Below are 22,193 nucleotides of genomic sequence, written 5' to 3'. Positions count from 1 at the left end.
GAGGATTGACCTCTGCAATGCTATCAGACCGGCTGACAGGCACTACGTGGTTCAGCGGCCGACACGGTAGCTCGGGTGCGTCGATGGTGCGTAGAGCGTTCCTGAGTTCGGTGGGTGCGGGTGGATGATCGGCAGTGCAGAGCGCGATGAGAAGCCGGTAATGGACCTTCGTGTAAAGCAGCGAGTCTGCTTTTTCTACGTATCGTTCCCCGAGTAAGAAAGGCCGAAGCTCTTATTCACCAGCGGGAAGTCGGGAACCACTCCTCCAAACGCGGCTTCGCTTACTCCTTGCCAATTGACAAAAGACGGGTCACGAACAGCAACGCGCGAGACGACCCCCTCGGCGTTGGTGTGAACGACACAGAGTATCTCGCCGCGCCAGCCTTCGGTACACCCTATGCCCAGGCTATTTCTGCACAATTTAATCGTTTTGTTGGAAGGTATAGGCACAATACTCGACATGCTACTGAGCACCTCGTCGATTATCTTGAAAGAGACACCAACTTCTCGTACCCGCACCCTAAACCGAGCGTACACATCACCGCTGGTCTCGACCGGAACAAGTGTTGAAGGCAGCGTACCGTACCCGGCGTAAGGAAAATCTCGTCGAACGTCCACATCTTGGCCACTCGCTCGACCGACGGGGCCCATCATGCCAAACCGAGCAGCGACGTCTAGCGTAAGCACGCCAGTACCTTTTAGCCGATTCAATAACGTCACCGTATTTTCGGCAATACTCATAACTTGCTCGAAATCCTTTTCGACAAGAGGCAGCTCAGCCCGCAAGTCCGTGATTTGGGCCCGTGACAGTCTAATCGCCACACCGCCAAACGTGTTAATGCCGCGCAATAGACGACTGCCCGACAACTTATCATTCAGCCGTAATATCGTCTCGCGCATTCTAGCGCCGCCGGCACCGCCAAAGTTAAACCCGGCATCAAGCATAATACCGCCGATATCACCAAAGTGGTTGGCTAGCCGCTCAAGTTCGGAGAATAGGACGCGCGCTTGGCCGTGCTCGGGTGTAACCAATATTCCAGCTAGTGACTCGACTGCTTGGCAATAGGCCAATGAGTACGAAAATGATGTATCGCCAGCGATTTTTTCTGACAATATAATCTGTCTAGCGAAGGGTAATTGCTCAAACAACTTTTCGCTCCCCTTATGAGCGTAGCCCAGGCGCGGCTCTAGCAGGACGATCTCTTCACCAGCCACACTAAAGCGAAAGTGTCCTGGCTCGATAATGCCGGCATGAATCGGACCGACCGGTATTTCATAGATACCTTCACCGCTCACATCCTGGAATTGGTAGTTACCGCCTGCAGGTTCGGGCCGCGAATCCCACTTAACGTCTTTGCGCAGCGGATGCAGGTTTTCTGGCCAGTTTTCGTGTAGCAGCATGCGCTGCGACGGGCCTCGGCCCGTGACGTGCAGTCCAAACATTTCGCACAGCTTGTTTTCATACCTACCTGCGGCTGGGAGCACATTCGCGATGGTGGCAAATTCGATCGTATCGAGTAACGGCAGCACCGCAACAATAAACGTATGCCGTTTTGTATCGGTAAAAATATAGTACAACCGGAACTCACGATGGTTATCGTGAGTAGCATCTATCATCTTAAATGTCAGATCGTCACTTTCAAGCAGCTGCCTCAACGTCTTGGTAGTTTCCGCCGACTCGATGACAAACTGATGCACAGAGCCATCACTCGTCACATTCGCTATTTGTGTTAGGCAGTCGGGGTATAATTGGTTCATTATAGGTCATACCTCCTGACGGCTTCGTTGATTAAATCGAGCAATGGGGGCGGCAGGTAAAAGCTAAAAACAAGTACCAGCGATAGCAGCACAATAGGCGGGATCAGCAACCACTTATTCGACTTTGCATCCTGCGCTCCCTCTGGCGGATCCCCAAACAACACAGCCGATACCTGCCGGAAAAAGCCGACAAACACCAACGCGACGGCCAGCAGTGCCACAATCGTCACGATCGGATATTGCTTTAAACCGGCCCCGAATATGTACAATTCGGACATAAAAATGCCAAACGGCGGCAGGCCCGTTGCTGCCAAAAACAGCAGCATAAACAAACCAGCTGTGACCGGTACCACTTTCAGGGCGCCGCTAACATTCTTAATCTTGGCCGAATGAAACGACAGCCGCAGGTTACCAGCAGTAAAAAAGAGTCCGGCTTTGATAAGCGAATGATATATCAGGTGTAAAATTGCAGCAAAGGCACCAAGCCCGCCAAACGCAAAACCAAGTGCCATCAGACCAGCGTGTTCAATACTCGAATATCCCATCATGCGTTTGTAGTTGCGGATCGTCAAAATACTAAAGGCGGCAATGAGAAGCGACAGCACGCCCAATACCATTAGCAGGTGACTACTAAACGCACCCCCAACGGCCGTGTCAGTAATTACCTTGAACTTCAAAATCGTCACCAGTGCAACCGGCAGCAACGCGCCCGACAATAGGGCGCCAACCGGAGCCGGTGATTTACTGTAGGCATCGGGTTTCCAGGCATGCATCGGTGCCAGACCAACTTTAGTGCCAAAGCCAACCAGCACAAATACAAAGGCGACCTTGACGACGCCTGGATCAATCGACTGCGCCTGCTGGAGCAAACTTTGCCAGGTCACAAAGCCATCAAGGCCAGATCGGCTAGTAGCACTAAAGAACAGCAACGCGCCAAAGAACCCGAGCAGCAATCCCGTTGAATTGATAATCAAATATTTCCAGGCGGCCTCGATCGTTGACGGTCTGTCATAAAAGCTAATCAAAAAGGCCGTCGACAGCGTCGTCGCCTCCAGAAAAATCCAAGCTGCAATCGGGTGCGCGGCAGTCACCGATAACAACATGCACGCCATGAATAAATTCACCAGCCCAAAGTACTGCCGGAAGCGCTTGGGACCAATAATTCCCTTCGAGACTTCACGGTCTAAATACGGGGCAGCGTACACATTGGCGGCCAGACCAACGATAGAAATGATCAGCACAGTCAGCGCGCTGAGTGGATCCACCAGCGTAAACAGAGAGGGGATGTAGTCGCCGTCGGAGGCCACTCGCAAACAGAGGACGACGGCGCCAATCAGCCCCAGCCCATGAGCGATAATGCTGGCGGCCGCGCCCACAACCCGGTTTTTAAACAGCAGGCTCAACAAACTCGCTGTCAATAGTCCACCAACGACAATATATATAATCATATTAATCCTTCAAATGCCGCATGGTCGTGACGACAAGCGAACCCGTATGCCGATACACCATCGACACAAAGACCGTCGCGACCAACATCCAAACAAAGATGTCAAACAGTGTACCCAGCTGCAGCAGTGCGGATTGCTCGAGCCCAGCAATAATGCCAAACGCTACAATACTGTTTTCGAGCGATAGCACGCCCACAATCTGCGACAGTGCACTTTTACGATTGACCATCAAAAATATTGACACCAGCATGGCAGCAATCGCTAGCGCAACATACGTACTATTGCTAGCCGAAAGATCGGTGATCGGCAAAAAAACGTCTGAATTAACAAAAGCCGTAATGAACATAATAACGATCAACGTAACGGGCGTATTAGCGTATGAACTTACCGTAAACTTCACCTTATGACGCGTCACCAGTCGGTTAAAAAAGCGCGGTGCCAGTATCACTTTTACTATTATGGACACGATAATAACCAGAAAAAGTAAAACGGTTGGGTTGGCAAGAAACGACGAAACAAACAGCAGCACCAAGGCTACCGATTGAAGCGCATACAGGCCAGCGACGCCATTGTTTTTTTTAGCCAGGTGCATATAAATGCTAGTCAAATATATGACCGTTATCAAGATCGGGACGAGCAGTGGACTGTTCATAGGACCAACCCAATCGCAACGACGTTCAACACAAAGGCCACCAGCAGCAAGTCCGGCAGACGAAAGAAGCGATATTTAGCGATCGTTGACTCTAGAACAGCCAACACGATGTACACAATTGCTACTTTCAAAAGGGTTGAACTAATGCCGAGTAGCACCGACAGCACCGCTTGGTCGTGCGCGATGCCAATCGGAAAAAATAAATTGACCGCCAAAATTGAAAAGATAAGCAGCCGGTTTGCAGCTGCCCATTCCATAAGAGCTAATCGCTTACCAGAAAACTCCAACAACATCGACTCGTGGATCATCGTCAGTTCCAAATGCGTATCCGGATTATCAAACGGATAGCGGCTAGTTTCGGCGAGCAACACGATACAAAAAGCAGCAAAGGCCAACACGATTGGGATCAAAAAGTTGCCGCTACCGGGCGACAGGCCGGCAGACATCACGGCAATATTGGTTGTGCCACTCAGGAACGCTACGGTCAGAATCGAGGAAATGAATGATGCTTCGACGATAGCCGATATCGTCATTTCACGGCTTGACCCAGAACCACCAAATGCGCTGCCGCTGTCCATACCAGCCAGCGCCATAAAGAACGTCCCCAGTGCCAAGGTGTAAACAACCGCCAGCAAATCACTCATCGGTGTGCTGAGCGTTGACGTAAAAATTGGCAGACAGGCACCAACGATAATAGTGACTCCCATGGCGATAAACGGCGCAAATCGAAAGATGAATGACGCGTCCCGGCTAATCACTTCGTCTTTGTAAAACAACTTCCACAAATTTCGGTACGGCTGCAACAGACTGGCACCACGCCGTTTTTGAATTCTTGCCTTCAAGCTATTGATCAGGCCGACGCCAAGTGGCGCCACCAGGGGCACAAACATGATCTGGATAATCCATAGGAGGTAACTCACCAGACACCAACCAATCCGAGCATTACCAGCAACACCACCAAGATGTACAAAATATAGGCATTAATGTTCCCGTTTTGGATACCATTTTTAATCCAGTGAGACAGATGAATAAAGCCGATAAATACTGGACGATACAGATAGCGACGATAGACATCCTGGACGCTCAATGTTACCGAGCGAGAGCGGGGAATCAGGCGGCTGGCGGCGTCTTCGTATTCAACACTGTGCTGCAAACTTGGCTTCAGGAGGCCCCGAAATATAAGGATGATCGAGCGGGCAAAACCAGTTGAGGTGATTTCCATCCGGCTAGTGAGATCCGTTCCACCGTCCCAGGTCCGTCCAGTCGTCACACGCTGCGAACGGTTGATGCCAAACCTGGTAATCGTCCATACCACCAATGGCACCGCGATCAATAGCAGTGATAGTAGCGGTGCCGATACGGTAGCAAAACCCTCCGCGATAGACAGAATATGACCCGATGTGACCGTCACTAGCGTCGCGTGGTCACCAGCCGAAAGAACACCCTGGGCAATCGTTTGCAGCTGGGCGATAATCCATGACGAGCCAACGCCAACAGCCACGCACAGGACCGCCAAACCCGCCATGCCAGCGATCATGACCGCCGAAGCTTCGTGGGCTTTTTCGGCTCGCTGACTGCGCGGCCGGGCCAAAAAAGTGACACCAAAAGCCTTAACGAAACAAGCCACGGCCAGGCCACTGGTGAGTGCCAGGGCGGCAGTGACCCCAATAAACAGCCACTTAATATAAAAGTCAGTCTGCGCGATACCCTGAAATAGCGCCTGAAATGTCAGCCATTCACTAAAAAAACCGTTCAGCGGTGGCAACGCCGAAATGGCGATCGAACCCACTAAGAAGAACAACCCGGTGGCTGGCATCAGCTTGATGAGGCCGCCGTATTTTTCCATGTTTCTAGTTCCAGTGGCATGAATGACCGAGCCCGCACTCAAAAATAATAACGACTTAAAGATCGCGTGATTGAGGGTATGAAACAGCGCAGCAGTCAAGGCCAGCACCGCCAACCCTGATATTCCAAGGGCAGAAAATACCAATGCACTGCCCACTCCGAGCAAAATAATACCAATGTTTTCGATGCTGTGATAGGCCAACAGTCGCTTTATGTCGTGCTCGGTCAAAGCATACAAAACCCCCAATACACACGATGCGACCGCAATCACCAACACGACAATGCCCCACCAAAGCGGAGCTGGCTGCAGGACGTCCAAAAAGAGCCGGATCATCATGTAAATTCCTGTTTTTATCATCACCCCAGACATGATCGCCGAGACATGCGACGGGGCAGCTGGATGAGCAGCCGGCAGCCAAATATGGAGTGGAATAATGCCGGCTTTGACGCCGAAGCCAATCAACGCCAGCAAAAATACGCTGTCTTTGATATGCGCCGGCACCGTCGGCATCGCGGCTTGAATAACCGTGAAGTCAAAGCTTCCCGTGTGAACGTAAAGGAGTATAAAGGCTAACAAAATGAAAGCCGTGCCAATATGGGTCATCACCAGGTATAAGAAACCGGCTTTTACGTTTTCGGGGTCATGACGATCGTAGGCCACTAGAAAGTAAGAGGCCAGGGACATGATTTCCCACACGATCAAGAAAAATATGCCGTTTGACGACGTGACTACCAACAGCATCGCCACAATAAACAGGTTGTATAAAAATCCCAAGTACCCGATGTTGTAGCGGCCATAATATTGTTTGATGTAACCGATTCCGTACAGTGAGCAAAAAAACGTTACGATCGAAATTGTCACTAAAAAGAAAGCTGCCAACCTGTCAATGTTCAGTGCGAACGACAGCAACGGAAAACTATCACTGGTAATCTGGGCCACAAATGTCTGCCCACTCGCCAGCATCGAAACTGCAAATACCAGCGCGGCGACGGACCCGAACAGTGCGAGGGCACTCGACCAGTAATTCGCTAGCCGATCTGACTTTCGGAGCAACACAGCGCCAACTCCACCGATCCCAAACAGGGCCATCGCGGCGATCAACATAGTGGGAGAGGCAAGGGCGCTCATCATGACTGGCCCTTTTGTTTGGGAGCCTTTTTTGCTCCGTCCAAAATCGCCAACAATGATTGCATAATTACTAATGGCGATGGCGGGTCGCCGGCAATCTGATAATCAACTGGAATAACCTGACTGACGCCGTCAAGCACGGCATAGGAACCTTTATAAATTCCACCGTCGATCGCATCGTCACCCACAGCCACCACCAACTTTGGATGGGGCGTGGCATCATACGCCCGCTTTAATGCTTCGGCCATGTTACGCGTCACCGGCCCAGTCACCAGCAACATGTCGGCGTGGCGCGGAGAGGGGACAAAGTGAATACCGAACCGTTCAATATCATAATAAGCGTTCGTTAAAGCTGCCAGTTCTTGTTCGGTCGCATTGTCAGAACCAGTATCAATCTGTCGTATAGCCAGCGACCCCTTAAATAGCCGTCGCACGTTATCCTGCAAGGCCGAACCAATCACTTCTAGTTCTGGTAGTTGCTGCATAATATGACGAGTTGGCGTCAAGAGCCGAGGTGTCTGAATGATTTTAGATAAAAATTCACGCATGCAAGATTATCGTTATCTCTCGTTAAAGTTCAGGTGACTGCTAACCAAGGACAAGTTCAAGTTCAAAATCAAGAAACAGTGGCACGAGTGCCTACTATGATCTTATCTATTCTGGTCAATTATACACCCGACAGTAGTGTACGGTCAGCGACGACACTTCGGCTGGGTGCTTTCATGATTTGGCTGGGTCAGCGAGGATAACGCAGCAGGCGGTGCCAACGTCAGAATACGAGTATTTTGGGCTATCGACGACCACATCGACAGCTACCTCAACGACGCCTACCTGGCCAAAGCTGCCTAAAACTCGGTACAAGCGCCGGAGTTCTGGCCCCCGAGAAAGCCAGGGCCGTCGTTGTTTTCCAAGACGAGGCGTTCGCCGTGGCAATCGGTCTCAGAAGCCGTTCGTCAGACTGAAGGACGGGTTTACAGCGAGGGGGTCGCGCACCGCGGTGGAGCGATCGGATCGCTCGATCAGACGGTCAGCGGTCGCCCGGGCGAGCTCGTCGGCCAGCATCCGAGTGGATGACGGCGGGCTCAGTCCCGCAGTAACCACCGCGATGGTGCGGGTCGTTGGGGCCATGACTAAGCCAGCTTCGCCGACGCGGACAGCCCGGAGGCTGCCCCGGTGCGCGAACCGGAGGCTGGAGCTGCGGCATCCGTTTTCGCTGCTTCCGCGACCAACGAAGCATGGGTCGGGCCAGCGGGCACGGCGGCCGAGCGATTCTGCGCGAACTCGCGGCGCAGCACCGGCACGACCTCTTCGCCCAGAAGGTCGAGTTGCTCTAGCACGGTTTTCAGCGGCAGACCGGCGTGATCCATGAGGAAAAGCTGGCGTTGATAGTTACCGACGTAGTCGCGGAAACCGAGGGTGCGGTCGATGATCTGCTGCGGGCTGCCGACGGTGAGCGGGGTTTGCTCGGTAAAGTCTTCCAGCGACGGGCCGTGTCCGTAGACGGGTGCGTTGTCGAAGTAGGGGCGGAATTCCTTCACGGCGTCCTGGGAATTCTTGCGCATGAAGACCTGGCCGCCGAGACCGACGATGGCCTGCTCGGCGGATCCGTGTCCGTAGTACTCAAACCGCTCGCGGTAGTAACCGACCATTTTCTGGGTGTGACTGGCCGGCCAGAAAATGTGGTTGGCGAAGAAGCCGTCACCGTAGAAGGCGGCCTGCTCGGCGATCTCCGGGCTGCGGATACTGCCGTGCCAGACGAAGGGCGGCACACCAGCGAGCGGGCGTGGCGTTGATTGAAAATCCTGCAGCGGGGTGCGGAACTGGCCTTGCCAATTCACCACGTCTTCACGCCAGAGTTTACGCAGCAGCGCATATTTCTCCAGGGCCAGCGGGATGCCCTGACGGATGTCCTGGCCGAACCACGGGTACACCGGGCCGGTATTGCCGCGACCGAGCACGAGATCGACCCGACCCTCGGACAGGTGCTGCAGCATCGCGTAGTCCTCGGCGATCTTCACCGGATCGTTGGTCGTGATCAGGGTGGTCGCGGTCGAGAGGATGATGCGGCGCGTCTTTGCTGCGATGTAGCCGAGCATGGTGGTCGGGGACGACGGCACGAAGGGCGGATTGTGGTGCTCACCGGTGGCGAAGACGTCGAGGCCGACTTCTTCGACCTTCTGGGCGATCGTGACCATTGCCGAGATGCGCTCGTGCTCGGACGGTTCCCGCCCGGTCGTGGGGTCAACGGTGCGATCGCCGACGGTGAAGATTCCGAACTGCATGTAAACCTCCAGGAAAATCAATGCGTTTGCATTGATATTACCAGTAACTGCGGCCGGGTTGACCGCATTCCCGGCAGTAAACCGCCCCGAACTGGTGCCATGAGAATGGGTGGCACACGTTCCAGTGTCAGACAAAGTATTAGTGACTGAAATGAGGATGCGCCGATGCAGGGACTCGCGCGGGTGGCGGCAGCCGGAATGATGCGTGCCTGGGCCGCGATCAGCATGCAGGGCAGCGTCACCATTCCGCAGCCCAGCGACACCCCGGTGGCCCACTCCCCCGGCATCGACAGCGATCGCATTCTCGTGCTCGGCAGCGGGCCGGCCGCCGGCTGGGGCGTCAGCAGCCACGACCTCGCGTTGCCCGGTTCGCTCGTTCGGGCGCTTTCGGGGCGCACGCAGCGCGGAGCTGACGTCGCCCTCATTGCCAGCTCGATCGGGCTGCTGGCCTCCGCGCAGGTACAACTGCGCGGGGCTGACCTTCGACGCCTCGATGCGATCGTCGTCGTTCTGGGCGTCGGTGACGCCCTACACCTCACGGCCGAGCAAACCTGGCAGGCCAACCTCACTCGACTCCTGAATTTTGTCGAGCGACACACGAATGACAGCGCGTACATTTACGTTCAGGGTATCCAACCCATTCGTGCCATTCCGATCTTCAACAGCCTCGGCGGAACAATCGCCGACCGGCACGCCCGATCGCTCGACGCGATCACCGAACGGGTCTGCCTGTCGATGCGTCGCTCCGTTTTCGTCCCCGTGGCGGACGTCGAGTTTCTAGCCTCCGCTGGTCTGTCGGATTCCACCGATTATCGCCACTGGGGCGAATTTCTGGCCAAGAAGATGGCGGGGCGTCTGGACGTCGTGCAGCGCAGCCGCTATCCGGTACCGCTCGGATCCACCGATGCAACGCCCAGCACGGCGCCCATCCGTGGCGGTGACCAGCGCCGCCTCAGACGCGGCTGTGACACCCGGTTGGATCATATTGTGGCGCTGGCGCAGCAGTCTTTCGGCACGGCATCCGCTCTCTTCGCTATTCGGGACAGCAATCGCCTGCAGATTCGGTCGAGTGCCGGCCCAGCCTTGCCGAGCCCGGCTTGGAGCGATTCGATGTCGGCGATGGTTGTGCGCGCACGCGGTGCCGTCATCGTGCCCGACACGCTCGCCGATCAACGCCTGCGGCGCAAAGCCTTCGTCACCGGCGCGCCCCACATGCGTTTCTATGCCGGATTCCCCATCGAAGCGGCCTCGGGCGAGCGCATCGGCGCCCTCGGCGTGTTCGATCCGAAACCGCGCGCGGACTCGGGGTTCGATGCTGTCCTCCTGCGCCAGCTCGCCCTCATGATTCAGGAAGAGATGAACACGAACGGCGAGTTCGCCGGCTAGTCGACGCGCTTGGTCGCGGCGCCAGCTTCGACCCTGGCCGCTTCGGCAGCAGCCGCACGTTGCTTGATGCCGAGCACGGAGTGGCGGCGACCGTAGGCGAAGTAGACGAGGAACCCGACGGCCAGCCACACCCCGAACCGTGCCCAGGTGAGGGTGGTCAGGTTGAGCATCAGCCAGACGCAGAGCACGGCCGACAGGATCGGCAACACCGGCGAGAACGGCACCTTGAACGCGCGCGGCAGGTCGGGACGCTTCTTGCGGAGTACGACGACGGCGATACTCACCAGCACGAAGGCCGACAGTGTTCCGATGTTGATCATCTCTTCGAGCACCCCCACGTCGGTGAGCCCGGCGATGAGAGCGACGGCGGTACCGGAGATGATCTGAATGCGCGCCGGCGTGCGGCGTTTTTCGCTCGTGACGCTGAGCCAGCGCGGCAGCAGGCCGTCGCGGCTCATGGCGAACAGCACGCGGGACAGGCCGAGCAGCAGCACCATGATCACGGTGGTGAGGCCGACCAGGATTCCAATCGAGATCACCTGAGCGGCCCAGCCGGCGCCGACCGCGACGAATGCGGTCGCGAGGGAGGCGTTCGGGTCGTCGGCCAGTACGGTGTACGGAACCATGCCGGTGAGGACGAGACTGACGCCGAGGTAGAGCACCGTGACGATCGCCAGGCCGGCGAAGATGCCGCGCGGCAGGGTCTTCTGCGGGTTCTTGACCTCTTCGGCGCTCGTAGCGACCACATCGAAGCCGATGAACGCGAAGAACACCAGGGATGCACCGGCCAGCAGGCCGAAAAGGCCGTACTGCGCCGGGGCCGCCCCAGTCATGAAGGAGAACAGGGACTGCATCCAGACGTCGCCCTCGCCGCCGGCCCTGGGAACTTCGGCCGGAATGAACGGCGTGTAGTTCGCGGTGTTGATGAAGAACGCGCCGACGATGATGACGAAGACCACGATGGCGACCTTGATGATCGTGAAGACGCTGGCGACGCGGGCGGAGAGTTGGGTGCCGAGCACGAGCAGGGCGGTGAAGATGGCGACGATGACGAAAGCTCCCCAGCTGACGTCGAGGCCGATCACGGTGATCGTCGCTGGAATGTTCCAGCCGGCCAGATCGAACACGGTGCTGAGGTAGATGCCCCAGTATTTGGCGATGACGGCGGCAGCCGTGAGCATCTCGAGAATGAGGTCCCAGCCGATAATCCAGGCGAGCAGCTCGCCGAGGGTCGCGTAGGTGAAGGTGTAGGCGGACCCGGCGACGGGCACGGCCGAGGCGAACTCGGCGTAACACATGATCGCGAGGGCGCAGGTGAAGGCGGCGAGCAGGAAGGCCAGGGTAACCGACGGTCCGGCGTAGCTGCCGGCTGCCTTGGCGCCGACCGAGAAGATTCCAGCTCCGACGGCGACCGCTACGCCCATGATCATGAGGTCCCAGGTGCCGAGTGTGCGTTTGAGGCTGTGGCCCTTTTCCAGCGAGTCTGCTATCGAATCTTCAATACTCTTGGTGCGCCTAAGACTCATGCTGATTTCCGTTCGTTATTGCCAACCACCTATGTTAGCAAGCCGCTGTTCTACCCCCGCTCGGCGGCGGCACACACAACGGGCCGCCACCTAAAAGGTGACGACCCGTTGTGAAGAAGTTCGCGTTGTCAACGCTGCATTCACTTCGTGCAATTAAACTGCGCGAAATTAGCGACGCAGGCCGAGGCTGCCGATCAGTGTGCGGTACCGAGTGATGTCGATGTCCGACAGGTAACCGAGCAGACGGCGACGCTGACCAACCATAAGAAGCAGGCCACGACGTGAGTGGTGGTCGTGCTTGTGCTCTTTCAGGTGCTCGGTGAGGTCAAGAATGCGCTGCGTGAGCATTGCAATCTGAACTTCCGGGGACCCGGTGTCGCCTGGGTGGGTAGCGTACTTTTCGATGATCGCCTTCTTAGCATCTGGTTCGAGTGCCATAAAGTGGGATCCCCTTTCTCTCACTGCGCGGTGCCCTTGGCAGGATGCCTGAGCTCTCTTTATCCGCGGCCGTTGAACGGCAACCTTGATACCCTAGCAGAGCACCCGGGTAAAACCGGCACACCCTCCCGTTTTGGTGCCATGCGCCCGGTCTATTCCCGCCCGCTCATAGCGCTACAGTGGGGGAACAATCGAGGAGGTGCATGAACATGGGTACGTTGCTCTATGGCAATCCGGGTATCGTAATCACCTTCGACGATCGTGCCCTCATGCACCTGCAGATCGTGATCAGCACCAAGCTGCGGCGCCGGGAGAGTTTCATTTTCACCTGGTCCGATTCGGCCGACGAGGGAAGTGGTCGCAGCGCGATCTGGCTCGACCCGACGAGCACGCTCTACTACCGATATTTTGGCAGTCGCACCCCGTCGATCAACCGGGACTGGATCGAAGCCCTCATGCTCTCGGCCAACAGTGCCGGCGGCCTGGCGTTCATCGCCGAGCCGACACCGTCGCCGAGCATCAGCGCGAAGACGCGGCGCTAAGCGTCGGGGACTGCGCTGCTCTGGGGGCGATGGCACCCAGCGCGTCGGCCAGCGCGTCCAGAAAATGGTCGGCGCTGGCGATACTGAGACAGAGCGGCGGCTTGATCTTGAGCACGTTTTTGAAGTCGCCGGTGGGCTGCACGATGCAGCCGCGCAGCAGTAGCTCGTCGCAGAGCCGCGCGGCCGCGCCCGTCGCCGGAGTGAAGGCGGCGCGGTCGCTGACCAGCTCGACGCCGAGGTAGAGCCCCATTCCGTACACCGCACCGATCAGATCGAAGCGTTCGCCGAGCCGTTCCAGGCCCTGTTTGAGATGCCGGCCGACGACCTCAGCATTTTGTTGCAGGCCTTCGTCACGCATGATGTCGAGCACGGTCAGGCCGATGCGGCAGCTCAGCGGGCTGCCGCCAGCCGACGAAAAGAACGGTCCCTCCTCGCTGAAGCGCTCCGCAATGTCGCGGCGGGTGATGACCGCGCCGAGCGGATGCCCGTTGCCCATCGCCTTGGCGATGGTGATGATGTCGGGAACCACTCCTTGTTGCTCGGTACCCCAGAAGTGCTTGCCGAGCCGGGCGTAGCTCACCTGCACCTCGTCGGCGATGCAGAGTGCGCCGCGGGCGCGCATCCGCTCGTAGACGCCGGCCAGGTAGCCGTCGGGCAATAACACGCCGCCGGCATTGCCGAATACGGGTTCGGCGATGAACGCGGCTACCGTGCGCCCGGCGTCGGCCAGGTCCCGCAGATCGCCGTCGAGGTCGTCGAGGTACTGCGGGGCAGACTGCATGCCCCGATATTTGCCGCGCACGGCGTTCGGCGCTTCGACCAGGTGCACCCAGTCGGGCCGGGTGTCGAGCGCCCGGGGGTTGTCGGCGACCGAGGAGGAGACGGCATCCGCTGCCAGCGACCAGCCGTGATAGGCCTCGCGCACCGCGAGCACGGTGTCCTGGCCGGTGTAGCTGAGGGCGAGGCGCAGGGCGAGGTCGACGGCCTCGGTGCCGCTATTGACCAGAAAGACGGTGTCGAGCAGGTCGGGGGCGAGTGCGGCGAGGCGCTCGGTGAAGCGCACAAGCTCCTCGTAGTGAAAGCGGGAGTTGGTATTCAGCAGCGACCATTGGCTGCGCGCGGCCTCGGCAATGCGCGGGTGCCCGTGGCCGACTGTCGTGACATTGTTCACCATGTCGACGTAGGCCTGGCCGTGAGTATCGATGAGGTGATGCTGCCAGCCACGTTCGATCTGCGGCGGGGCTTGGTAATAGTGTGCCTGCACGCGCGCAAAGGACTGGTCCCGGCGCTGCAGCAGGGCGCCGGCATCGGCCAGTGAACGGGCGGTTTCCAGCCCGAGCAGCGCTGACGGGTCGGGGCAGACCCGCTGCCAGAGCGCCGCGTGTGACGGTGCGGCGAAGAACGGCGGGCGGATGCCGCGAAGCCGACTGGTCTGCAGGGTCACGCGGGCCACTCGGGCGGCGTGGCGTGCACCGGCCGAACTGGCCTGAGCCGCACCGAGAGCGGTACCGAAAGCGGTACCGAGAGCGGTACCGAGAGTCGTTCCGGCTTCGACGGTCTGGCCGTCGATCGCCGCGGCGTCGATGCCGGTCAGCCACAGGTCAAAGTGGGCGGCCTCGAGCCGCACCGTGTCGGAATCGACGACCACAACCGTCCCCGCGATCGGCGCGATGATGTGGCTGCCGGCCGGCAGGATCACCTCGACGCCGAGGGCCAGGGTGACGGATTCCTCGGCCGTGTTGGTGCGCGTTTGGGAGAGCCGGTATTCGCCGTAGCGGGTGACGGCGTGGCCGAGCTGGGCTGCGGCATCCGCTGTAATGCGCGCATCAATGTCCGGTTCCAGCCAGACTCCGGCGTCGTAACCGGCGCTCGTCACGGACAGGTCGATGATGGCCGCTGGATCGAGCGGCCCAGCCAGGGGGTAGTCGGTTGTCATGATGGGGGCGTCGGCGCCCGCCAACATGAACCGGATGAGGGCTTCGACCTCTGCACCATCAAGGTCGGCGGCCGTGGCGAAGGCGAGCCACTCGCGGGCGCGGTTGGCGTCGGCATAGTCGTTGTCACCGTCGAGCTGCACCTGCGCTTCGCCGCTCACCACGAGCACCGCCGTGCGCAGCACGATGAGGGGCCAGAGAGCGGTGAGTTCGGCGTCGGAGAGCGGCACCTGCCTGGCGAAGGCATCGATGGTGTCGAGAATGGCCAGCGGATGCCGCGGGCTGCGATACAACACACAGGCGCAGGTCGCGGCGAGCTCGGCAACGAGCCAGCCCTGGGCGACGTCGCCGAAGTCGATGACGCCGGAGATGCTGTCGCCGTCCCGGCTCACTACGTTGTCGTCGGTCAGGTCGCCGTGGATCGTCTGCACGCGCAGGTCACCCTTGAGCGGGGCGAGCTGCATTCGGGCGGCGTCGGTCACGGTGCGCAGATGTTCGCGGCGCGCGTCGTCATTGACCTGGCCGAGGAGTGCGTCGATGACCTCGCCCCCACGCCGGAGGTCCCACTGCAGAAAGCGGTCGGTTCCCGCGTGCTCGAAGTTGGACAGGCCACGCACGATCCGGCCGGCCACATCGCCGAGCGAGCGCACCTGCCCTGCCGTGAGCCGCACCGAATCGGTCAGCGGATGCCCGTCGACGTAGGTCAGCAGGCGCAGGTCGAGGGTCTGCCCGTCGATCGTGATGCGCTGGATCTCGTTGCCGTCGATCGCCGTGACGGCAGCGGGCAGGTCCAGGCCCAGATCGCCGAGGTGCGCCAGGGCAGCGTTCTGCGCCTCAAGCTCGACGGCCGCGATGGCCGGGTTGGAGACCTTGAGTACGACCGTGGCGGCATCCGTGTAAATGCGAAAGTTGCGGTCCTGGTTGCTGCCCAGCTCGGTGACGACGCCGATGACGTTGAACCGCTCGCGGGCGAGATCGGCCGCCTGGTCGAGCGTTAGGCGCGGGCGCGGCAGGTGGAAGTGGCTCTGCTCGGTCATGGTTCTCCAGTCATGCGGGTGGCAGCGGTGGCACGAGCAGGATGGGTTTAGCGCTTGCGCACGAGCCGCTTCGGCAAAATGGCGCGTGGGGCATCCGGGGTGTTCCAGGCCTTGGCGATGGCCCAGGCGACGGCAGCGATCGGCACCGAGAGCACGGCACCGACAATGCCGCCGAGAATGGTTCCGGCGGTCAGGCCGACCAGGATGACGAGCGGATGCAGCTTGAGTGACTGCGCCATGACGACCGGCTGCAGAAAGTTTCCCTCGAGCTGGTTGACGGCGACCACGATAATGAGCACGATGAGCGCCACGACCGGGCCACTCGCGACCAGGGCCACCAGCGCGGCGAGCACTCCGGCCGCGGTCGCTCCGATCAGCGGAATAAACGCTCCGAGGAACACGATGACCGCGAGCGGCAGGGCGAGCGGAACCTGCAAAATGGCCAGGCCGATGCCGATCGCGGTGGCGTCGACGGCGGCGACGATCGCGGTGCCACGTACGTACCCGCCCAGCACGCGCAGGGAGGTCTGACCGATGCGTCGGCCACGGGCCAGGCGCTCTCCCTTGAACGGACTCAGGAAGAAGTTCCAGATCTGGCCGCCGTCCTTAAGGAAGAAGAACAGAATGACCACGAGCAGCACGGACCCGGTGATCAGTTCAAAAACAGCGGATGCCCCGGCCAGCGCCCCCGAGCCGAACTGACTGCTGGTGAGAAAATCGACGACACTATTGCGGGCGTCGGTAATCTGCTGCTCGTCGACCTGGATCGGTCCGTCGATGAGGAACTGCTGGAGCTTGTCGATGCCCTCGGAGGCCGAGGAGAACAGTTCGTTCCACTGGTCGCGCACAGCGAACACGATGAGCGTGATGATGCCGCCGAACACGGCGATGCCGCCGAGCAGGGTGATCCAGGTGGCCAGAATAGCGGCGACGCCGCGCTTGCGCAGTCCGTTGATCACCGGACTCAGAGCCGAGGCAAGGATGATGGCGATCAAGACCGGGATGACGACGAGCTTGAGCTGCACGAGTCCGTAGATGACGGCGGACGCGAGCACGATAACGAGGAGAATCTGCCCGCTGCGCAGGCCGAGCCAGCCGAGGCGGTCATTCAGCGGAGTGCGAGGAACCAGGGGCGTGGGGTCGTCGTGTGCGCGCATGCACCCAGCCTAGACAGGCATCGGGCAGAAACCCCGATCGACCGGCTACTTCATTTGATTTCGGTGAAGGTGCCCGCCACCGCTTCGAGTACGGCTTCGTCGCCGGCGTAGATTCCACTGGCGCGCGGCCAATGGCTGATGACGTCGGTGAAACCGAGGTCGGCAGCGCGGCCGACGGCATCCTCGAACGCATTCATGCTCTGCAGGGAATACGTTCCGCCGCTGTCGAGTGAGAGGTAGCGGTCGATGGCGGCCGGGTCTCGGCCTTCAGCGGTCGCCACGTCGTCCAGCCGGTGAGTGAGGCCGCGAACGCCCTCCCACCAGTCCTCCCCCGAGGCTCCATCCTGGCCGGTCGTCACCCAGCCCTGCCCGAACCGACTGACCAGTCCCAGGCCTTTGGGGCCGTTGGCGGCGATGACGAACGGCACGCGTTGGCGCACCGGGGCGGTCGACTTGGGCAGCACCATGCGCGCATTGACAGCCGAGTACCAGTCACCAGCGAAACTGATTCCCGCGGTGGAACCCGCCTCCTCGCCGCGTAGCAAGAGGTCGAGGTCGGCGACGAATTCGGCGAACCGTTCGTGCCGCTGCCGGGGCGTGTACTCGGGCTGGCCCAGAACGGTGGCGTCGAACCCGGTGCCGCCCGACCCGACCCCGAGCAGAAACCGTGCGTTCGACACGTCGTCGACGGTGGCTATGTCCTTGGCAAACGGCACCGGATGCCGAAAATTCGGTGAGGAGACAAAGGTGCCCAGAACGATGCGTTCGGTCACGGCCGCTGCGGCGGTCAGGGTGGGAATGGTCGCATTCCAGGGTTCGTCGACGAGCGACCGCCAGGACAGGTGGTCGTAGGTCCAGGCGTGGTCGAAGCCGTACTGCTCGGCACCGAGCCACTTCTCGCGCGCACGCGGCCACGGGTCTTGCGGGAGAATGACGATTCCAAAGCGCATGAGGCGAGTCTATTCAGCGGGGCGCTTCGACCTGTTGCGATGTCGGTGCCCGGTGCCAGACTCTGCACATGGACACTCCGCAGATTCACACTCCGCAAATCCACACTCCGCAAATCTACACGCCGCAGATCTACACGCCGCAGATCCACCCACACTGCACGATCGTGCCGCCGTACCTGCTGATGCGATTGGCACAACTAGACGTTCCCAAATTCGCACGGGCCGCGGCTGCCGCCAGGGACTCGCTACTGCGGGACTCGCGGATTCGGCAATTGCGCGATGGCACGCATCCACGCGCCCACCCGAGTGCGCGCAGCCTGCCCACCCGCACACCGGGGGAATCCGATCGCACCATTTCGGATGCCGGTGGCCTCGAACGCCTACCCGGTCGCCGGGTGCGCACGGAGGGTCAGCCCGCCGGAACCGACCCTGCCGTGACCGAGTCGTATGACAGCCTCGGAGCCACCCAGGCGATGTACTGGAACCAGTTCGGACGCGACAGCATCGATAACGGTGGTATGCCGATGGATGCCACGGTGCACTATGGCCAGAAATACGACAACGCCTTCTGGGACGGTGAACGCATGGTGTTCGGCGACGGAGATGGCCAGGTTTTCAACCGGTTCACCATTTCGCCGAGTGTGATCGGTCACGAGCTCACGCACGGCGTCACCCAATTCACGGCGAACCTGGAGTACGAGGGTCAGTCCGGCGCGCTCAACGAGTCCATTTCCGATGTGTTCGGCGCGCTCGTCGAGCAAAATCTGCGAGGACAGCCGACCAGTGCGGCCAGCTGGCTGATCGGCGAGGGCCTATTCACCGAACAGGTTGAGGGCATCGCCCTGCGCTCGATGAAAGCGCCCGGCACGGCCTACAACGATGATGTGCTTGGCAAGGATCCGCAGCCGGACAGCATGGCCGGTTACATCGAGACGGACGACGACAACGGCGGGGTGCACCTCAACTCGGGCATTCCCAACCGCGCCTTCTATCTCGTCGCCGAGGCCATCGGCGGCAACGCCTGGGAAATGCCGGGCCGCATTTGGTATGACACGCTCACCGGACCGATGCTTCGCCCGCAGAGCGATTTTGCTGCCTTCGCGGCGGCGACGGCGGATACCGCGGCCCACCTCTATGGAAACGGTTCGACCGCCCACGACGCGGTCTTGCGGGCCTGGGCGACGGTCGGGGTAGTGGCCGCCGTTCCCTCGCCGCTGCCCAACACGACCGGCACTCCGAGCGCCCCTGGTATCTCCCTGCCGCCAGCGTATTCGGCACCTCTCGTCGACCCGCTGGCACCGATGCTGCCGGAGCCGCCACGCGGGCCGACCGCGGGGCAACCATCGGGGTAACCTTTCGGTATGAAAGTCATTGTCTCGCGCAGCGGCGGGATGGCCGGGATCCGCCTCACCTGGGAAGTCAGAGTTGAAGAGCAACCCGACCCCGCAACCTGGGCGGATTTTCTCGATTCGCTGCCCTGGGACGACGTTACCGACAGCGTGGCAACTGCAGACCGGTTCGCCTATCGCATTCGATGCGCCCCGCACGAGGTGGTGCTCGCCGAGCCCGAGGTCAACGGTCCGTGGCGCGACCTGGTCAACCGCGTCAAGGCCGCCAACGGAATGTAGGCGGCCCTGAACCGGCGGTGGTGCTGGTTATTCTTTCGAGCGACGGCCCCAGCGGGGGCGACGGGCTGGATCATCGGTCAGCGCGGCCTCGATGTGGCCGTCGACCTGAACGCCGAAGTGGTCGTCGAAGTTCTCCTCGAGGTGCGCGGTCACGGTCTTGCCGATGCGGCGCGCCATCTCCTCCCGACGCTGACGACGTTCAGCGCTGACCAGAACCTCGTGCTCGATGCGGAACGCCTTGTAGGTGGCAATACACATACCGATCATGACGATGCTGACCGGTATCGCGGTCAGAATCGCTCCGGTTTGCAGGGCAGCGAGTCCGCCGGCCAGCAGCAAGGCGATCGCGACGATTCCGCCGAGGCTCGCCCACATGATGCGGCTCCACTTGGGCGGGTTGGTGTCGCCACCCGAGGCGAGCATGTCGATCACGAGCGAGCCAGAGTCGGCCGAGGTGATGAAGAAGATCGCCACCACGATGACCGCGATAACCGAGAGGATGCCGCCGAGCGGCAGCTGGCCGAGGAAGTTGAACAGCACGTTCTCGGAGATGATTCCGACCGCGGGGTCGAAGAGACCGCCGCCGTCGCCTTCCCAGGCCAGTTTGATGGCGCTGCCGCCCATAACGGCGAACCAGACGAAGGTGACCAGGGTAGGCACGAGCAGCACGCCGGCGATGAACTCACGCACGGTACGGCCGCGCGAAATGCGTGCGATGAAAACACCGACGAACGGCGCCCAGGAGATCCACCAGCCCCAGTAGAAGATTGTCCAGGCGCCCTGCCAGTCGATTCCCGCCTGGCCGGTGAAAGAACCGGCGTCGAAGGTGAGGCCGACGACGTTTTGAAAATACCCACCGATGGACTCGACGAGTAGACGGAACAGGTAGAGCGTGGGGCCGAGGGCGAGTACAGCGATCAGCAGCAGCCCGGCCACGCCGAGGTTAATGTTGGAGAGCCATTTGATGCCCTTGCCGACTCCGCTCACCACGGAAACGGTGGCGATGGCGGTGATCACGATGATGAGCACGACAAGGAGGGTGTTGTTGACTTCACCCACGACGCCGAGGTAGCTCAGGCCGGCCGCAATCTGCTTGACCCCGAGACCGAGTGAGGTCGCCACGCCGAACAGGGTTCCGACGATGGCAATGACGTCGATGGCGTCACCGAGGCGGCCCTTGACCCGGTCACCGAGGAGCGGCTCCAAAGCCCAGCGGATGGATACCGGACGGCCCTTGCGGTGGATGGAGTAGGCCAGCGCGAGTCCGACGACGGCGTAGATTGCCCAAGCGTGAAAGCCCCAGTGCAGGAAGGTCTGCGACATGGCGGCGGCGGCGAGCTCCTGCGAGTCTCCGGTCACGCCGGGTTTGGGGTTGGTGAAGAAGGTGAGCGGCTCGGCCGCTCCCCAGAAGACGAGGCCGATGCCCATGCCGGCGGCGAACAGCATCGCGAACCAGCTCATGATGCCGAATTCCGGCTTGTCGTCGTCCTGGCCAAGTTTGATGTCGCCGAAGCGGCTCGCGCCCATCCAGATGGCGAAGACCACGAAGGCGGCCACGATGACCATGTAGTACGGTCCGAGACCGGCGACGACCCAACCCTGCAGCAGGGCGAGCACGCTGCCGGTGCGTACCGGGAAGGCGATGGCGACGATCACGACGGCCAAAATGATGCCGAGGGCCGGATAAAACACTCGAGGTGCCGGAATAACAAATCGCCGGGGTCGGGGGGGACTGATTTTCGGCGTTTTCGCCGGTACTTCGGGTAGCGCACTCACTGTGAAACTTTCTCAAAGAATAGATTGTGGCGAACGAAAGAAACCGTTGCTGAGCCGCCAGGCATGTGCCCCGCTGGGCAAATTTCCAGCTTACCGGTAAAGCGTGCCGCAAAGTGGGGCAAGAGATTTTCTTAGGAACAGGCCGACTTTTGCCGATGCACCCCTCGATCGGGGTCCCGGATCGTGTGATTATGGACCATGACCTACGACGATGTCGACGCCACCCACAATCCCGTGCACACTCTCACGGAAGAGGAATGCTGGAATGCCCTGCTCTCGGCGAGTCTGGGCCGCCTCGCGGTCGCCGTCGGCGGCGTTGCCGACATCTTTCCGGTGAATTTCGTCGCGGCCGATCGTCGGCTGCTGTTTCGCACGGCAGCCGGCACCAAACTCGTAGAACTGACCGTGAACCACACGGTGGCCTTCGAAACGGATGGCGTGGGTCGCGACGAAGCGTGGAGCGTCGTCGTGCACGGAACGGCACGGGCGCTCGACTCCCAGCACGAGATTGACGCGGCCGCCGCCCTGCCGCTTCGGCCTCTGATTCCCACGGTCAAGCCGACCTTCGTCGAAATCATGCCAACAACGATCACCGGGCGACGGTTCACCCTCGGCCCGGAACCCACAACGGCGCTGATGTAGAGCCGGTGACCGGGCGCGCTACCGTTGAGGTGAGCCCGTTGTCATCCAACCAGGGCAAACAGG

At 60.1% G+C, this 22,193-nt stretch carries 18 protein-coding genes and 1 pseudogene; 5 read left to right on the top strand and 14 right to left on the bottom strand.

Translation table 11 applies throughout. From position 1 onward, the window contains the following. Positions 1–195: 195 nt before the first annotated feature. From CXY80_RS09785 to CXY80_RS09750, 8 genes and pseudogenes are all read right to left on the bottom strand, one after another. On the bottom strand, positions 196–1,758 hold the full coding sequence (locus CXY80_RS09785; protein ID WP_104132398.1) for an NADH-quinone oxidoreductase subunit C: 1,563 nt from the start codon (positions 1,756–1,758) through the stop codon (positions 196–198). After that, on the bottom strand, positions 1,758–3,206 hold the full coding sequence (locus CXY80_RS09780; RefSeq protein WP_104132397.1) for a proton-conducting transporter membrane subunit: 1,449 nt from the start codon (positions 3,204–3,206) through the stop codon (positions 1,758–1,760). The genes CXY80_RS09785 and CXY80_RS09780 overlap by 1 nt, the downstream gene beginning before the upstream one ends. Before the next feature lies 1 nt (position 3,207). Further along, positions 3,208–3,798 (bottom strand): hypothetical protein, encoded by a 591-nt coding sequence (locus CXY80_RS09775; RefSeq protein ID WP_233195229.1) that lies wholly within the window; start codon positions 3,796–3,798, stop codon positions 3,208–3,210. A gap of 56 nt (positions 3,799–3,854) precedes the next feature. Beyond that, a complete protein-coding gene (locus CXY80_RS09770; protein WP_146070716.1) occupies positions 3,855–4,748 on the bottom strand; it encodes a respiratory chain complex I subunit 1 family protein in 894 nt (297 codons plus the stop codon). A 26-nt stretch (positions 4,749–4,774) separates the two neighbouring features. Then, positions 4,775–6,835, bottom strand: a complete 2,061-nt coding sequence (hyfB, locus tag CXY80_RS09765) for a hydrogenase 4 subunit B (protein ID WP_104132394.1) — start codon at positions 6,833–6,835, stop codon at positions 4,775–4,777. Then, positions 6,832–7,380: an NADH-quinone oxidoreductase subunit B family protein gene (locus CXY80_RS09760; protein ID WP_104132393.1), complete on the bottom strand. Its 549-nt coding sequence runs from the start codon at positions 7,378–7,380 to the stop codon at positions 6,832–6,834. The genes hyfB and CXY80_RS09760 overlap by 4 nt, the downstream gene beginning before the upstream one ends. Before the next feature lie 463 nt (positions 7,381–7,843). Then, positions 7,844–7,960, bottom strand: a pseudogene (locus CXY80_RS20750) (NADPH-dependent FMN reductase); the annotation flags it as partial. A 2-nt stretch (positions 7,961–7,962) separates the two neighbouring features. After that, positions 7,963–9,114 (bottom strand): LLM class flavin-dependent oxidoreductase, encoded by a 1,152-nt coding sequence (locus tag CXY80_RS09750; RefSeq protein ID WP_104132455.1) that lies wholly within the window; start codon positions 9,112–9,114, stop codon positions 7,963–7,965. A 165-nt stretch (positions 9,115–9,279) separates the two neighbouring features. Between CXY80_RS09750 and CXY80_RS09745 the strand changes: the two genes are divergently transcribed. After that, positions 9,280–10,500, top strand: coding sequence for a GAF domain-containing protein (locus tag CXY80_RS09745; protein ID WP_104132392.1), 1,221 nt, complete (start codon positions 9,280–9,282; stop codon positions 10,498–10,500). Here CXY80_RS09745 and CXY80_RS09740 read toward each other — a convergent pair. Together CXY80_RS09740 and rpsO are read right to left on the bottom strand one after the other, a co-directional pair. Continuing rightward, positions 10,497–12,026, bottom strand: coding sequence for an amino acid permease (locus tag CXY80_RS09740; RefSeq protein WP_104132391.1), 1,530 nt, complete (start codon positions 12,024–12,026; stop codon positions 10,497–10,499). The two genes, CXY80_RS09745 and CXY80_RS09740, sit on opposite strands and share 4 nt — an antisense overlap. Before the next feature lie 168 nt (positions 12,027–12,194). Continuing rightward, complete coding sequence (gene rpsO, locus CXY80_RS09735) at positions 12,195–12,464, bottom strand: 30S ribosomal protein S15 (protein ID WP_092112143.1); 270 nt, start codon at positions 12,462–12,464, stop codon at positions 12,195–12,197. 203 nt (positions 12,465–12,667) lie between these two features. Here rpsO and CXY80_RS09730 point away from each other — a divergent pair, with 203 nt between their 5' ends. After that, the gene (locus CXY80_RS09730; protein WP_307725686.1) at positions 12,668–13,006 is read left to right on the top strand and encodes an ATP-dependent DNA ligase; all 339 of its coding nucleotides are present in this window, start codon (positions 12,668–12,670) and stop codon (positions 13,004–13,006) included. Here CXY80_RS09730 and CXY80_RS09725 read toward each other — a convergent pair. Genes CXY80_RS09725 through CXY80_RS09715 form a run of 3 tightly spaced genes read right to left on the bottom strand, consistent with a single transcriptional unit; the run spans position 12,984 to position 18,084 of the window. Continuing rightward, on the bottom strand, positions 12,984–15,977 hold the full coding sequence (locus CXY80_RS09725; RefSeq protein WP_104132390.1) for an aminotransferase: 2,994 nt from the start codon (positions 15,975–15,977) through the stop codon (positions 12,984–12,986). The genes CXY80_RS09730 and CXY80_RS09725 overlap by 23 nt on opposite strands. Before the next feature lie 47 nt (positions 15,978–16,024). Continuing rightward, positions 16,025–17,134 carry an AI-2E family transporter gene (locus CXY80_RS09720; RefSeq protein ID WP_104132389.1) on the bottom strand — a complete coding sequence of 370 codons (1,110 nt, stop codon included), beginning with the start codon at positions 17,132–17,134 and terminating at the stop codon, positions 16,025–16,027. 50 nt (positions 17,135–17,184) lie between these two features. Further along, positions 17,185–18,084, bottom strand: coding sequence for an LLM class flavin-dependent oxidoreductase (locus tag CXY80_RS09715; protein WP_104132388.1), 900 nt, complete (start codon positions 18,082–18,084; stop codon positions 17,185–17,187). A 182-nt stretch (positions 18,085–18,266) separates the two neighbouring features. On the opposite strand from CXY80_RS09715, the gene CXY80_RS09710 reads away from it, so the two are divergent. After that, a complete protein-coding gene (locus CXY80_RS09710; RefSeq protein WP_233195243.1) occupies positions 18,267–19,436 on the top strand; it encodes a M4 family metallopeptidase in 1,170 nt (389 codons plus the stop codon). Positions 19,437–19,445: 9 nt separating this feature from the next. Continuing rightward, positions 19,446–19,712 carry a protealysin inhibitor emfourin gene (locus CXY80_RS09705; protein ID WP_134467618.1) on the top strand — a complete coding sequence of 89 codons (267 nt, stop codon included), beginning with the start codon at positions 19,446–19,448 and terminating at the stop codon, positions 19,710–19,712. Positions 19,713–19,739: 27 nt separating this feature from the next. Here CXY80_RS09705 and CXY80_RS09700 read toward each other — a convergent pair whose 3' ends face one another. Continuing rightward, positions 19,740–21,404 carry a BCCT family transporter gene (locus CXY80_RS09700; RefSeq protein WP_092449982.1) on the bottom strand — a complete coding sequence of 555 codons (1,665 nt, stop codon included), beginning with the start codon at positions 21,402–21,404 and terminating at the stop codon, positions 19,740–19,742. A gap of 282 nt (positions 21,405–21,686) precedes the next feature. Between CXY80_RS09700 and CXY80_RS09695 the strand changes: the two genes are divergently transcribed. Continuing rightward, positions 21,687–22,130 (top strand): pyridoxamine 5'-phosphate oxidase family protein, encoded by a 444-nt coding sequence (locus tag CXY80_RS09695; RefSeq protein ID WP_092449984.1) that lies wholly within the window; start codon positions 21,687–21,689, stop codon positions 22,128–22,130. The last annotated feature ends 63 nt before the right edge of the window (positions 22,131–22,193 follow it).

It is taken from the genome of Cryobacterium sp. M91, assembly GCF_002929615.1.
Taxonomy (GTDB): domain Bacteria; phylum Actinomycetota; class Actinomycetes; order Actinomycetales; family Microbacteriaceae; genus Cryobacterium; species Cryobacterium levicorallinum.
Note: the sequence above shows the minus strand (reverse complement) of the source record. Positions and strands in the feature narration are given on the sequence as shown.

Bases quoted from the DNA above. Each gene is read 5' to 3' on its own strand.
- CXY80_RS09785 (WP_104132398.1), bottom strand. From the start codon at position 1,758: ATGAACCAATTATACCCCGACTGCCTAACACAAATAGCGAATGTGACG.
- CXY80_RS09780 (WP_104132397.1), bottom strand. From the start codon at position 3,206: ATGATTATATATATTGTCGTTGGTGGACTATTGACAGCGAGTTTGTTG.
- CXY80_RS09775 (WP_233195229.1), bottom strand. From the start codon at position 3,798: ATGCACCTGGCTAAAAAAAACAATGGCGTCGCTGGCCTGTATGCGCTT.
- CXY80_RS09770 (WP_146070716.1), bottom strand. From the start codon at position 4,748: ATGTTTGTGCCCCTGGTGGCGCCACTTGGCGTCGGCCTGATCAATAGC.
- hyfB (WP_104132394.1), bottom strand. From the start codon at position 6,835: ATGATGAGCGCCCTTGCCTCTCCCACTATGTTGATCGCCGCGATGGCC.
- CXY80_RS09760 (WP_104132393.1), bottom strand. From the start codon at position 7,380: ATGCGTGAATTTTTATCTAAAATCATTCAGACACCTCGGCTCTTGACG.
- CXY80_RS09750 (WP_104132455.1), bottom strand. From the start codon at position 9,114: ATGCAGTTCGGAATCTTCACCGTCGGCGATCGCACCGTTGACCCCACG.
- CXY80_RS09745 (WP_104132392.1), top strand. From the start codon at position 9,280: ATGCAGGGACTCGCGCGGGTGGCGGCAGCCGGAATGATGCGTGCCTGG.
- CXY80_RS09740 (WP_104132391.1), bottom strand. From the start codon at position 12,026: ATGAGTCTTAGGCGCACCAAGAGTATTGAAGATTCGATAGCAGACTCG.
- rpsO (WP_092112143.1), bottom strand. From the start codon at position 12,464: ATGGCACTCGAACCAGATGCTAAGAAGGCGATCATCGAAAAGTACGCT.
- CXY80_RS09730 (WP_307725686.1), top strand. From the start codon at position 12,668: ATGAACATGGGTACGTTGCTCTATGGCAATCCGGGTATCGTAATCACC.
- CXY80_RS09725 (WP_104132390.1), bottom strand. From the start codon at position 15,977: ATGACCGAGCAGAGCCACTTCCACCTGCCGCGCCCGCGCCTAACGCTC.
- CXY80_RS09720 (WP_104132389.1), bottom strand. From the start codon at position 17,134: ATGCGCGCACACGACGACCCCACGCCCCTGGTTCCTCGCACTCCGCTG.
- CXY80_RS09715 (WP_104132388.1), bottom strand. From the start codon at position 18,084: ATGCGCTTTGGAATCGTCATTCTCCCGCAAGACCCGTGGCCGCGTGCG.
- CXY80_RS09710 (WP_233195243.1), top strand. From the start codon at position 18,267: ATGCGATTGGCACAACTAGACGTTCCCAAATTCGCACGGGCCGCGGCT.
- CXY80_RS09705 (WP_134467618.1), top strand. From the start codon at position 19,446: ATGAAAGTCATTGTCTCGCGCAGCGGCGGGATGGCCGGGATCCGCCTC.
- CXY80_RS09695 (WP_092449984.1), top strand. From the start codon at position 21,687: ATGACCTACGACGATGTCGACGCCACCCACAATCCCGTGCACACTCTC.